We start from the raw sequence: 13,450 nt of genomic DNA, 5'->3' as shown, positions 1-13,450 counted from the left end.
AGGAGTTACTCGTATGAAGAAGTTCGCTCTCGCTACTGCTACCGCTCTGACCCTGGCCATGGGTGCTAACGTAGCCTTTGCTCAGACTTCCCAAGCCCCTATGACTTTGGCGGCCGGTGAAGCGACCAAGGCTAAGGAAAGCGTTTCGGATACTTGGATCACCACTAAAGTCAAAGCTGACCTGCTGACCGAAAAAGGCATTCCAGGTTCGGACATCAAGGTTGAGACCAACAAAGGTGTGGTTTCCCTGTCCTCCGACGTCGCTATCTCGGATTCGCAGAAAGCCACTGCTGTAGCCATCACCAAGAAAATCAAAGGTGTGACTGCGGTTTCTGCTGACGGCCTGCTGGCTGGCGGCGCTACCAAAGCTGACGGCATCGACAAAACCAAAGGCGCTGCCCACGACGCTAAAGAGACCACCAGCGATACCTGGATCACTACCAAAGTGAAGGCTGACCTGGTAACTGAAAAAGGCATTCCTGGCACCGACATCAAGGTTGAAACCAACAAAGGTGTTGTATCCCTGTCGTCGCCTACCGCTGTGACCGCTTCGCAGAAAGAAACGGCTGTAGCGATCACCAAGAAAATCAAAGGCGTTAAAGCTGTATCGGCCGACGGCCTGAAAGCAGAGTAACGCTGACGTTTCGTTTGAACTGAATAGCGGCGGCTTAGGGTGAGTTAGATATCCACCTGACGCACCTCTGGAGTTCATGCGACCGACCACACGGATGTGGTCATTACAGGCCCCGGCACTTGTGTCGGGGCCTGTTCTATTTCAGGCTGAAACAGAATGATCAGGTCAAAAAAATGTGGGAGCTGGCTTGCCTGCGATGCTGGCACCTCGGTCATTCAGTTGCACCGAGGTGATGCTATCGCAGGCAAGCCAGCTCCCACATTAGGATGGGCGGTGCTTAGAAGTTACTCAGCGTCCAGGTGCATTGGAGTGATCACTCGGCCATCTTTCTCGGCCTGCCCCAGCTGCGCATCGATGAAGTACACGCGGTCATCCTCCAGCTGGCCCTTGTCCACCAGGTAATCCTTGATCGTGCTGGCTCGGTCCTGCCCCAACTGGCGCAGTAGCACGTCACTGCCACTCCAGAACTTGATCACACCGTCCTTGAGCTTCGCCGAGCGCTCATCGCTGCCCAGGTCTTTCCATTCGGCCGGGGGTTGCTGTTTGAGGCGGGTGCGGTAGATGCCTTCCAGCAATGGTGCTTTTTCCTTCTCCGGTACCTCAAGCAACGAGGCCTGGGCTGGCACTTTGTCGCCACGGCGCTGGAGGATCTTGTAATAGTTGTATTGGTATTCACGTTCCAGTCGCTGTGCGGCCAGGAACGGCCCGTCGCTGCTGGCGGCGGCTGTGCCTTCAATTTCCAGGCGCAGGGCAGGGCGCTCTTTCAGCGCCTTGGCCAGGGTGTTCAGAGCGCCTTCGGCGTCTTTGTTCAGTTCACTGGAGCCAGCGGCGAACGACACATTGCCCAAGTCTTCAGAGCCGCCACCAGTGACCAGCCCGCCAATGAACTTGAAGGGCGCGGTTGCCGCGCGCACCACGAGGTTGCGCAGGGTTTGCCACACAATCGGCATCACGCTGAATTGCGGGTTGTTCAGGTCGCCGCTTACCGGCAGTTCGATGGAGATCTTGCCATCGGAGTCCTTGAGCAGGGCGACGGCCAGGCGAATCGGTAAGTCGACGGCATCAGAGCTGTCGACTTTTTCACCCAACTGTAGTTGCTCGACCACCACTTTGTTTTCAGCCTTCAATTGGCCTTTGGTGATCACGTAGTGCAGATCGAGATTCAGGCGGCCCTTGCGGATGCGGAAGCCTGCGAATTTACCTGAGTAAGGCGTCAGGTTGGTCAGCTCGACACGCTTGAAGCTGGTGGCGATGTCCAGCGCGGCCATCGGATCAAACGGGTTCACGCTGCCTTTGATCGTCACTGGCGCGTAACGGTCCACCTTGCCCTTGATATCGACGCTGGCCGGTTTGGCCTGGCGACTGTCGATGGTGCCAATCTGGCCGTTGAGCTGTTGAATCGCGGTGGCAAAGTTGGGGGTGAGGCTGAAGTCGGCAAAGTTGGCCGAACCGTCGTTGATCGCGATCTGCCCGATATGAATGCCCAGGGGCTTGTCGTTACTAGCGGCAGGTTTGGCTGCCGACTTGCTGCCGCTGTCGGCCGGCTGCGGAATCAGCAGGTCGTCGATGTTAGTGGTGCGATCTTCGTTGATCATGAAGCGCGCATACGGCTGCAACAGGTTGACCTTGTCGATCGACAGGCTTTGGCCGTGCTGGTAGTTCAGGCCTTCCAACACCAGGCGCTGCCACTTGAGGAAGTCGCGGGTCTTCAGGGTGTCCAGGGTATGCAACTGGTCAACCTGGGCGCGGCCGGTGATCTGAAGGGTAAGTGGCTCGGTGCTTTTGAGGTTTACGTCCAGGTTGCTGCCGAGCATGCCGCTGCGCAATTCCAGGCGAATAAACGGGCTGATATAGGCCTGGGCGACCCGCAGGTCGATGTCCTGGGTGTTCACTTTCAGCTTGGCGCTGACCGGGTTGAGGTTAACTTCGCCGGTTGCCTGGATCTTGCCTTGCTTGCCCAGGCCGGTGTCGACCTTCAAGGCGAAGGGGCTCTGGTTGAGGCTGTCGAAGTTCTGTACGTCGACATTCAACGGGCCCAGTTCCAGCGCGACCACAGGTTTAGCCTGGCGGTCGGCCAGGTGCACCTGATAGTTACGCAATTGCACGTCCTTGAGCAGCACTTGCCACGGCTTGCTCGGGACCGCCGGTTGCGCCGACGGCGCGTCGGCAGCGGTTGGTTCCGGAGTCTTGGCCGGTTTGCTCGGTTGGCTGGCGAACAGCTTCTGCCAATCCAGTTGACCATCGGCCTCACGGGCGGCCCAGGTTTCCAGCTTGTTGCTGCGGATCTTGCCGACAATGACCTGCTGCTTGGCCAGGTCTACCGTGGTTTCGCTGACGTCCAGGCGTTCCAGGCGTGCCAGTGGCCGGCCATCGGGGGCCTTTATAGCAAAGGGGGCGATGCTGGCGGCGGTGTTGGTCAGGTTCAGCTCGGTTTCTTTGGCCAGGCTGAATTTGTAGTCAGTGCTGAAGTTGAGCACCCCGTCTTCCAGCACCAGTGGCAGGGCGTCACGTACATACGGCCACCAGGCTTTCATTTTGCCGTCGGTCACCTTCAAGGTGCCTTCGGAGGTGATCGGTACCAGGCTGAAGTTGCCTTTCCAGTCGATCTGGCCACCTTCGGGGCCGGCGGCGACCAGCGTCATGTCGGCATTGTCGTCAGGCAAGGTGCTCAGGTTTTTCAGCTCGAAGTCGAGTTCGTCGTAGAGGAATTCGATGGGCTCGCTGGGGCGTAGGTCCTGGAAGTGCAGGTTACCGCCCGCCAGCTTGATGCTGTCGATACGCAGTGGGAACGGCTTGGCATCGGGATCGGCCGGGGTTGGCTCGCTCGGTGGCAGTTTGAACAACTGCGCCAGGTTCAGTTGGCCGGACTTGTCGAACAGCAGTTCGGTCTTGGGCTTGTCCAGTTGCACATCGGCCAGGTGCAGGGCGCGGGTCCAGAGGCTGTCGATCTGCAGGTTGGCATAGAGGCGTTCGAAACCTACTTGCTCTTTGCCTGGCTCACCGATCTTCAGGCCCCACAGCGTCAGTTCCAGGCTGAAGGGGTTGAGTTCGATGCGCTCGATTCGCGACGGCACCGTGGCGTAATTGGCCAACTGTTGGTTGGCAATACGAAGGGCGATGCCGGGTAATATCAGAAAGCCCAGCAAGCTGTACAAAGCAAGGGCGGTCAACAAGGCGCCTACGGCGCGGATCAATCCTTTGGGCATGGGTGAACGCCATCTATGTCGAACGAGAGTGCCTTGGAGTATGGCACGGGAATTCGGTTCCGAAGAACCGTGGGCGCTGGGAAACTTCCTACAAATGCAGGATCAGCGTCTTCAGCGGAGGTTGTTGGTCTCTGGAGGGAAAGTCGGCTCCAGGTGTCATAACCTGCCATTCGCGCACCGGGCGCCCGGCCTTTTCTGCACAACGCAGCACCTGCTCACGCCAGTCCTCCATGCTGACTTTTGCCAGGTTGTTGCAGCAAATCAGCACGCCATTGTCGGCGGTGGCCAGCAGTGCGGGTTTGAGCAGGCTTTGATAGTCGCGCAACAAATCGACCGTGCCGAAGGCGCTCTTGGCCCAGGCGGGAGGATCGAGCAGTACCAGGTCGTACTGGCGTTGCTCCAGGCGCGGATAGCTCGGCAGCTTCTGCCCGCGCCGCTGGGTGATGGGCAGGCCCGCCAGTTGGCGAATGGCCGGGAAGTAATCGGATTGTACAAACTCCATGCTCGGCAACTGCGGGTTGAGCTGGCCGTTTTCACGCCCCACTGCCAGGTTGCCCTCGGCAAAGTCCAGGTTGCACACCTCGCGTGCGCCGCCCGCTGCCGCGCTCAAACCTACACCGCAGGTATAGGCGAACAGGTTCAGCACGCTTTTGCCGGCGCTGTGGTCCTTGACCCAGCCCCGGGTGTTGCGCAGGTCGAGGAACAGCAGTGGGTCTTGCCCGGCGTGGCGCCCACGCACACGGTAATTGAGGCCCCACTCGTGGCCGACCAGGTCTTCCAATGCGCCAGGCTCCGCGCGGTACACCGTGTCTTCGCGGTCGATGCGCGAGTTGCCGCGGGCACGGTCGTTGTACACCAGCAACAATTCCAGGCCCATGTATTGGTTGATCAGTTGGTGCAGGTCCAGCAGGTCTGCAGTTTCCAGGGACTGGTGGAAGCTTTGTACCAGCAATTGCGGGCCGTAGCGGTCGATGGTCAAGCCGCCGGCGCCTTCCTGGCTGCCGTGAAACAGCCGATAGCAGTCCGTACCCTGGGCGTGCAGCGTGTTGATCAGGTCTTGGCGGTGATCGAGGGCGGCGCGCAGCGCCTGATTCAAGGGAGTCATGGAGCGCGCCTTGCTGGTAGATGAATAAGAAAAATGGGGCGCGAAGTTTAACAGCTAACCCCGGCCTGCACAGGCCGGGGATAATCCTGGCGCTATCGGTTGAGGCGTTTGTCGATCAAACCGTCCACCACGCTGGGGTCTGCCAGGGTCGAGGTGTCGCCCAGGCTGTCCAGTTCGTTACAGGCGATTTTGCGCAAGATGCGCCGCATGATCTTGCCGGAGCGGGTTTTCGGCAGGGCAGGGGCCCATTGGATCAATTCCGGTTTGGCGAAGCTGCCAATCTCCTTGCTGACCAATTCCAACAGGTGCTTTTTCAACGCGTCGCTGGGTTCGACGCCATTCATGGGGGTGACAAAAGCGTAGATACCCTGGCCCTTGACGTCGTGGGGGTAGCCCACCACGGCGGCTTCGGCGACCTGATCATGCAGCACCAGGGCGCTCTCCACTTCAGCGGTGCCGATGCGATGGCCCGAGACGTTGATCACATCGTCGATCCGCCCGGTGATCCAGTAGTCGCCGTCTTCATCGCGCCGTGCGCCATCCCCGGTGAAGTAGTAGCCGGGGTAGGGCTTGAAGTAGGTGTCGATCATGCGCTGCGTGTCGCCGTAGACGCTGCGAATCTGCCCCGGCCAGCTTGATCTGATGGCGAGTACACCACTGCCGGCGCCACTGATTTCCTTGCCATGTTCATCGAGCAACACCGGTTGTACGCCGAACATGGGCTGTGTCGCGCAGCCCGGTTTGATGCGCTGGGCACTGACCAGCGGGCTGAGCATGATGCCGCCGGTTTCGGTCTGCCACCAGGTATCGACAATCGGGCAGCGCTGTTCGCCGACGGCGTTGAAATACCAGTCCCAGGCTTCCGGGTTGATCGGCTCACCTACGCTGCCCAACAGGCGCAGGCTGGCGCGGGATGTACTCTGCAGCGGGCCGTGTCCTTCACGCATCAGGGCGCGCAGGGCGGTGGGCGCGGTATAGAAAATATTCACCTGATGTTTATCGATGACCTGCCAGAAGCGCGAACTGTCCGGATAACTCGGCACGCCTTCGAACATCAGCGAGGTGGCGCCATTGGCCAGCGGGCCGTAGACGATATAGCTGTGGCCGGTGACCCAGCCCACGTCGGCGGTGCACCAGAACACTTCGCCTTCCTGGTAATCGAGCACGTACTTGAAGGTCATCGCCGCTTGCAGCAGGTAGCCAGCGGTGGTGTGCAACACGCCTTTGGGTTTGCCGGTGCTGCCGGAGGTATAGAGGATGAACAGCGGGTCTTCAGCGTCCATCGGCTCGGGTGGGCAGTTGTCGCTGGCGGCGTCCAGGGCAGCTTGGTACTTGAGGTCGCGGCCCTCGTGCCAATTCACGCTCGCCCCGGTGCGCTCCACTACCAGTACCGTGCTGACGTTCGGACAACTGGCCAGGGCTTTGTCGACGTTATGTTTCAACGCCACGGGCTTGCCACCGCGTACGCCCTCGTCGGCGGTGATCACGGTGCGGCAATCAGCGTCGAGGATGCGGTCGCGCAGGGCGTCAGGAGAGAAACCACCAAACACCACCGAGTGCACTGCGCCAATTCGCGTGCAGGCCAGCATGGCGTAGGCCGCCTCGGGGATCATCGGCATGTAGATGCACACCCGATCACCTTTGTTCACGCCTCGGCTTTTCAACACATTGGCCAGACGGCTGACGTTTTGGTGCAGTTGACGGTAAGTAATCGTGCAGGATTTTGACGGATCGTCGCCTTCCCAGATGAAGGCCGGCTGATCGGCGCGTTGCGCCAGGTGGCGGTCGATGCAGTTGTAGCTGACGTTCAACTGACCGCCGGCAAACCATTGGGCGGCACCGGTGTGGATGTCTGACTGCTGCACGCTGTGCCAAGGTTTTATCCAGTCGAGAAAGCCCTTGGCCTGTTCGGCCCAGAAGGTGTCTGGCTGGTCGATGGATTGGCGATAGAGGCGCTGGTAGTCCTCTTGACTGAGCTGCGCAGCCCGGCGGACGGCATCGGCGGTGGGAAAGGTGCTGATATCGAACATGAGCGCTCCTTATTCTTGTTTTTGCGACAAGTCATAAAGATGCACCCTGGGACGGGAGGGTTCAAGGCCAACGTCCAAACGCACGTTGACCTTGAATGAACGGCTTCAGCCGCGGTGACGACCGCGGAAGTAGTTGATCAGGCCCTGGGTCGACGCATCTTCGGCCAAGGTTTCTTCGGCGCCGGTCAGGCGGTTGTACACGCCTTTGCCCAGCTCCTTGCCCAGTTCAACGCCCCATTGGTCGAAGGCGTTGATGCCCCACACCACGCTCTGCACGAACACCTTGTGTTCATACATAGCCACCAGTGCGCCAAGGCGACGCGGGCTGATGCGCTCGACCACCAGGGTGTTGCTCGGACGGTTACCCGGGATCACCTTGTGCGGTGCCAGCTTCTGTACTTCGGCTTCCGGCAGGCCCTTCTCACGCAGCTCGGTTTCGGCCTCGCTGCGGGTCTTGCCGAGCATCAGCGCCTGGCTCTGGGACAGGCAGTTGGCGTACAGCCACTGATGGTGGTCGGACACAGGGTTGAAACTGACGATCGGCACGATGAAGTCGGCCGGGATCAGTTGAGTCCCTTGGTGCAGCAACTGGTGGTAAGCGTGCTGGCCGTTGCAGCCTACGCCGCCCCAGATCACCGGGCCGGTATCGGTGGACACTGGCGTGCCGTCCTGGCGCACGCTCTTGCCATTGGATTCCATGTCCAACTGCTGCAAATGCTTGGTGATGTTACGCAGGTAATGGTCGTACGGCAGGATCGCATGGCTCTGCGCACCCCAGAAGTTGCCGTACCACACCCCCAGCAAGCCCAGCAGCACGGGCATGTTGGCTTCGAACGGCGCGTTCAGGAAGTGCTGGTCCATGGTGTAGGCACCCGACAGCAGTTCCTTGAAGTTGGACATGCCGATAGCCAGGGCAATTGGCAAGCCGATGGCAGACCACAGCGAGTAGCGCCCACCGACCCAGTCCCACATTGGGAAGATGTTTTCTTCGCGAATACCGAAAGCCACGGCCGCGGCATTGTTGCTCGAGACGGCGATGAAGTGGCGATACAGCTCGGCTTCCGAGCCCCCCTGGGCCAGGTACCAGGCGCGGGCGGCCTGGGCGTTTTTCAGGGTTTCCAGGGTGTTGAAGGATTTGGACGAGACGATAAACAGCGTGGTCTCGGCGCGCAGCTTCATGGTCAGTTCGTGGAACTCGCTGCCGTCGATGTTCGCCAGGTAGTGGCAACGCACGCCTTTATGGGCGTAGGACAGCAAGGCCTCCGAGACCAGTTCCGGGCCGAGGAATGAGCCACCGATACCGATGTTCACCACGTCGGTGATCGGCTTCTCGGTGTAGCCGCGCCACAGGCCGTCGTGGATACGGCCGACCAGGTCAGTGATCTGGTTCAGCACCTTGTGCACGTCCGGCATGATGTTCACGCCGTTGACCGACAGCTTGTCGCCCACCGGGCGGCGCAGGGCGGTGTGCAGGGCAGGGCGGCCCTCGGAGGAGTTGACCGGTTCGCCAGCGTACTGCGCGTCGATCGCCGCCTTGAGATTGACTTCCTTGGCCAGGCCCACTAACAGGTCGCGGGTTTCGCTGGTGATCAGGTTTTTCGAGTAATCGAGGAAAAGTCCGCAGCTGCTCAAGGTGAACTGGGAAAAACGCTGAGGATCGGCATTGAACGCCTCGCGCATGCTGAAATCCTGCATGGCTTGGCGATGTTGAACAAGCGCTTGCCAGGCGGGCAGCGCGGTAACGTCATGAGGGGTGCGGTAGTACGCCATCGCTGCGGGTTTCCTTTTATTACGGGGACTGCCTTTAGGACACTTCAAAGCCCGGAACATCCAGTCTTATCGCAAGGATTGGGTTCCAGACAGCGCTAACCATAGCGCAGGGCAGTTACATTAAACCTAGCGTGTGGATATGTCTTGGCTTTGTCTGCGCTGTGGCCGGTACTTTTTTATACCGGCACAGCCGTCGGGGCAACAGGTTGAGGTAAAGCGGGCGTCAGGCGAGGTTCAGGTGCAGGTTATCGATGAGGCGTGTTGCCCCCAGATAAGCGGCGACCAGGATCACCACATCGCGATCTTCAGCCGTGGCCGGGCGCAGATGCACGCCTTGGCGCACTTCCAGGTAGTCCATGCGCAGCCCCGCGGCTTCAATCTGCTGGATGTGCTCGGCGCGAAGCCTGGCAAAATCGTGATCGCCGCTTTTGATGGCCGTGGCGATCTGGCTGAGCGCGCGGTACAGCACTGGCGCGACCGCCCGTTGCTCATCGGTGAGGTAACCGTTGCGTGATGACAGCGCGAGGCCGTCCTCGGCGCGCACGGTGGGCTCGCCGATGATCTGGATCGGCATGTTCAGGTCGCGGACCATGGCGCGGATCACCGCCAACTGCTGGTAGTCCTTCTGGCCAAATACGGCCATGTCCGGCTGGACCATGTTGAACAGCTTGCTGACCACCGTGGCCACCCCTTCAAAGTGCCCTGGGCGGCTGGCGCCGCACAAGCCTTCGGACAGCTGAGGCACGCTGACGCGGGTCTGGCCGTTCATGCCATCGGGGTACATTTCCTCGACCGTGGGCGCGAACAGCAGGTTACAGCCGGCCTGCAGGAGTTTTTCCTGATCGGCGGCCAACGTGCGCGGGTATTTGTCCAGGTCTTCGCCAGCACCGAATTGCAGCGGGTTGACGAAAATGCTCGCCACCACGAAATCCGCTTGCTGCGCGGCCTTGGTCACCAGGGTGGCGTGGCCGCTGTGCAGGTTGCCCATGGTGGGTACAAAGCCGATGCGCTTGCCGGCGCTACGGGCGTGGGTTACGGCAGCCCGCAGTTCGCGGACGGTTTTAACGGTGTTCATGCCGAGAATCCGTGTTCAACGCCTGGGAACGTCACGTTTTTGACTTCGCTGACGTAGGCGCTCAGGGCGGCGTGGATGCTGTCCTGGCCAGCCATGAAGTTCTTCACGAACTTGGGCACGTGGCCGGTGATCGACAGGCCGAGCATGTCGTGCAGGACCAGCACCTGGCCGTCGGTGGCGGAACCGGCGCCAATCCCGATCACGGGCACTTTGACGGCCTGGGTGATTTCGGCAGCCAGTTCGCTAGGCACGCACTCCAGCAGAATCATCGCTGCACCGGCCTGTTCCAGGGCGATGGCATCGGCGCGCATCTGGCGGGCCTGGGCTTCATTGCGGCCCTGAACCTTGTAGCCACCGAGGATATTCACCGACTGCGGTGTCAGGCCCATGTGCGCGCACACTGGCACGCCGCGCTCGGCCAGCAGCCGGATCGACTCGGCCAGCCACACGGCACCTTCGACTTTGATCATGTGCGCGCCGGCCTGCATCAGCTTGCCGGCGTTCAGGAAGGTTTGCTCAAGGGTGGCGTAACCCATGAACGGCAGGTCCGCGATAATAAAGGCGCCATCGTTGCCACGCTTGACGCTGGCGGTGTGGTAGGCGAGCTCATCGGTGGTCACGGGCAGCGTGCTGTCATTCCCTTGAAGAACCATGCCTAGGGAGTCGCCCACCAGCAGCACTTCGACGCCAGCCTGGCAGCTGGCGTGGGCGAAAGTGGCGTCATAGCAGGTCAGCATGGTGATTTTTTCACCTTTGAGCTTGAGGCTCTGCAAGGTGGTCAGGGTAATGTCTGGCATGAAAGGGTCCTCGTTCAGGCGCTTGGAAACAGCGAGTAACGCGCGTGAGTCTTCGTTTATACAGGCGCACTGTCTTGAAAGCAGTGCTTATAAGGCCTGGATTGCGCCCTGTCGCGCCGGGTTGGCGGCAGCGGGACGCCTATAGTCGTGAGGAGGACACGGGAAGTCAATTGGATGTGTTACCGCATTGTTACGATGGAGGTGTTACCGCTGTTACTGACGCGATTCAGCAAGCTGGGCACAGGTTGGGGGCGCACTGAATATCTGATGTGGGAGCTGGCTTGCCTGCGATGGCATCNTCGCTTGCATCGCAGGCAAGCCAGCTCCCACATTGACCGAGTCATTCTTGAGGGAGGCGTTCCAGGCCGACGAACGGGCAGGCGGTGAGCAGGTCGCTCAAACGCTGGCCGTCAGGTAGCTGCAGGTCGGCAGGCGCCAACTCAGCCAACGGATACAGCACAAACGCGCGCAGATGCATCTGGTAATGCGGCACCTTGAGGCGCGGCTCGTCGATCAGGCGATCACCGAACAGCAGGATATCCAGGTCCAAGGTGCGCGGGCCCCAGCGTTCCAGGCGTTCGCGGCCCTGATCGTTCTCGATGGCTTGCAGCGCATCAAGCAGGTCCAATGGCGCCAGGCGACTGTCCAGCGCCGCAACGGCGTTGGTGTAGCGCGGTTGGCCTGGCAGCAGTGATTCGCTTTGATAGAAGGCGGACACCCCGGCGAGGTGGGTGCCAGGCAGTTGCGCCAGCGCCTCGATCGCGCTGCGCAATTGTTGTTGCGGGGCAGCCAGGTTGCTGCCCATGCCGATGTAGATACGTTCCACGTTTATTCGCCCGCAGCGCCCGAGGCATCGGCACTGCTGCGTTTACGCTTGGTGCCGCTACGGCGACGCTTTTTCGGCCCTTCGCCGGCGCTATCGCCTTTGCTGCCCAGCTCACGAATCATTTCGCGGCGCTGGCTGTCATTGGCGTCCTGATAATCGGTCCACCATTCGCCCAGGCCATCGGTCTGCTCGCCCGCGCTTTCACGTAGCAGCAGGAAGTCGTAGCCGGCACGGAAACGCGGGTTGTCCAGCAACAGATCGGCGCGCTTGCCGCTGCGGCGTGGCAGGCGCTCCTGCATGTCCCAGATTTCGCGGATCGGCATGGTGAAACGTTTGGGGATGGCGATGCGTTGGCACTGTTCGGCGATCAGCTCGTGAGCCGCTTCCTGCATGGCCGGGATCGGCGGCATGCCACGGTCCTGCAGGCGCAGTACGCGTTTGGGCAGGGCCGGCCACAACAAGGCGGCAAACAGGAACGCCGGGGTCACCGGTTTGTTCTGCTTGATGCGCAGGTCGGTGTTGATCAAGGCTTCGCTGATCAAGGTGTGGGTGTACGTCGGGTTGTACTCCAAGGCCTCGGCGCTGGCCGGGAACAGGGGGTCGAACAACTGCAGGTCCACCAGCATTTCAAAGGTGTCGGCGGCGTAGCCCGAAAGGAACAGCTTGAGCACTTCCTCAAACAGGCGTGCCGAGGGGATTTCCCGCAGCATCGGCGCCAGTTCGCGAATCGGCGCGGCGGTGTGTTTTTCGATGCCGAAGTTGAGCTTGGCGGCGAATCGCACGGCACGCAGCATGCGCACCGGGTCTTCCTGGTAGCGCTGCGTAGGATCGCCGATCAGCCGGATCAGGTTGTTGCGAATGTCGTGTACGCCGTTGGCGTAATCGAGGATGCGCTCGCTGACCGGGTCGTAATACAAGGCGTTGATGGTGAAGTCGCGACGTTGCGCGTCCTCTTCCAGGGTGCCATACACGTTATCGCGCAGGATGCGCCCGCTCTCGTTGCGGGAAGACTGGTTAGTGTCCTCCTCTTCATCGTTTTGCGGGTGACCGGCGCGGAACGTTGCGACCTCGATGATTTCGCGACCAAAGTGGATATGCACCAGCTTGAAGCGCCGGCCGATGATTCGTGCATTACGAAACTCGGCGCGCACTTGTTCAGGCGTGGCGCTGGTGGCGACGTCGAAATCCTTGGGCGTGATGTTGAGCAGCATGTCGCGTACGCAACCACCCACCAGGTAGGCCTGGTAGCCGGCGTTCTGCAAACGTTCGACGATGTTCACTGCATAACGGCTGAATTGAGCGCGCTGCAGCGAATGCTGGCTGCTATTGAGCACTTCAGGCGTGCTGCGTTTGTGTTGCGTTCGACGCAAGGGAGAACGGAATGACTGGAACAACTTCTTCAGCATGGGATGCACTGTTTGAAGGAATGTTCGGCCATAACGAAGAATGACCGCATGATGGGCGGGGATTCTAGCATTTAGTCAGGGGATGGTGTAGGAACAAGCTAAAGGCATTGCGCCATAAGCGTTTGAAGGTCAAATCCCGGAAACTACAAGGGGAGCCGAAGCTCCCCCAGAAGTAGTTGCGTGCTCTATTTTTATTATTGATGTCGGGCTTCTTGTTTTTGTTGATCGCCCTCGCCACGAAGCTTCCTTCATGACACTCCCAATCGGGAGCCAAGAGCAAACGGATTGCTTTGGTCGCTGTGTTGCTGATCTACGATCCAACCAGTTCAGGCTCTGCCTTAGGGCAGTTTTTGTTGTTCTCGGCCTGGTTGCGGGGCAAGCCCCAAATGCAACGCCTCTCCAAAAGAATCAGTTAGCTGCGCCTCCGCCGTGTTGTTTTTGTTATGCGTGAGTCGATTCGTCTTATTTTTATTGTCTTGTACAAAGCTTGTTATTGTTTTTGTACTAAGCATATAGCAGGGTGCGTGCCAACTTTTGCGCCGTCCAGCAAAACCGGGGGTTTGGGCTGGTTTCGCCAGATTGAGGGCCAAAAAAAAGCCGG

The 13,450-nt window shown here is 60.0% G+C and carries 9 protein-coding genes; 1 reads left to right on the top strand and 8 read right to left on the bottom strand.

Going from position 1 to position 13,450, the window contains the following annotated elements:
* Nucleotides 1–13 precede the first annotated feature (13 nt).
* Nucleotides 14–634, top strand: coding sequence for a BON domain-containing protein (locus ACTJLA_RS05300; RefSeq protein ID WP_034127006.1), 621 nt, complete (start codon nt 14–16; stop codon nt 632–634).
* Between the two features lie 284 nt (nt 635–918).
* On the opposite strand, the gene ACTJLA_RS05295 is transcribed toward ACTJLA_RS05300, so the two are convergent.
* The 8 genes from ACTJLA_RS05295 to ACTJLA_RS05260 form a co-directional block, all read right to left on the bottom strand.
* Nucleotides 919–3,840 (bottom strand): DUF748 domain-containing protein, encoded by a 2,922-nt coding sequence (locus ACTJLA_RS05295; RefSeq protein ID WP_314551693.1) that lies wholly within the window; start codon nt 3,838–3,840, stop codon nt 919–921.
* Nucleotides 3,841–3,928: 88 nt separating this feature from the next.
* The gene (locus tag ACTJLA_RS05290) at nt 3,929–4,945 is read right to left on the bottom strand and encodes a class I SAM-dependent rRNA methyltransferase (RefSeq protein WP_014719947.1); all 1,017 of its coding nucleotides are present in this window, start codon (nt 4,943–4,945) and stop codon (nt 3,929–3,931) included.
* Between the two features lie 92 nt (nt 4,946–5,037).
* Nucleotides 5,038–6,975 (bottom strand): acetate--CoA ligase, encoded by a 1,938-nt coding sequence (gene acs, locus ACTJLA_RS05285; protein WP_054898024.1) that lies wholly within the window; start codon nt 6,973–6,975, stop codon nt 5,038–5,040.
* 105 nt (nt 6,976–7,080) lie between these two features.
* Complete coding sequence (gene pgi, locus ACTJLA_RS05280; protein WP_034127010.1) at nt 7,081–8,745, bottom strand: glucose-6-phosphate isomerase; 1,665 nt, start codon at nt 8,743–8,745, stop codon at nt 7,081–7,083.
* A gap of 223 nt (nt 8,746–8,968) precedes the next feature.
* Nucleotides 8,969–9,820: a pantoate--beta-alanine ligase gene (gene panC / locus ACTJLA_RS05275; RefSeq protein ID WP_057975465.1), complete on the bottom strand. Its 852-nt coding sequence runs from the start codon at nt 9,818–9,820 to the stop codon at nt 8,969–8,971.
* Nucleotides 9,817–10,617: a 3-methyl-2-oxobutanoate hydroxymethyltransferase gene (panB, locus tag ACTJLA_RS05270; RefSeq protein ID WP_034127012.1), complete on the bottom strand. Its 801-nt coding sequence runs from the start codon at nt 10,615–10,617 to the stop codon at nt 9,817–9,819. The genes panC and panB overlap by 4 nt, the downstream gene beginning before the upstream one ends.
* Nucleotides 10,618–10,957: 340 nt before the next feature.
* On the bottom strand, nt 10,958–11,443 hold the full coding sequence (folK, locus tag ACTJLA_RS05265) for a 2-amino-4-hydroxy-6-hydroxymethyldihydropteridine diphosphokinase (RefSeq protein WP_314551702.1): 486 nt from the start codon (nt 11,441–11,443) through the stop codon (nt 10,958–10,960).
* Nucleotides 11,444–11,445: 2 nt separating this feature from the next.
* Nucleotides 11,446–12,849, bottom strand: coding sequence for a polynucleotide adenylyltransferase PcnB (locus tag ACTJLA_RS05260; RefSeq protein WP_003194157.1), 1,404 nt, complete (start codon nt 12,847–12,849; stop codon nt 11,446–11,448).
* Nucleotides 12,850–13,450 lie beyond the last annotated feature (601 nt).

Source organism: Pseudomonas sp. 22072, from assembly GCF_052046095.1.
Taxonomy (GTDB): domain Bacteria; phylum Pseudomonadota; class Gammaproteobacteria; order Pseudomonadales; family Pseudomonadaceae; genus Aquipseudomonas; species Aquipseudomonas paracarnis.
This window is presented reverse-complemented; position numbering and strand designations above follow the sequence as displayed.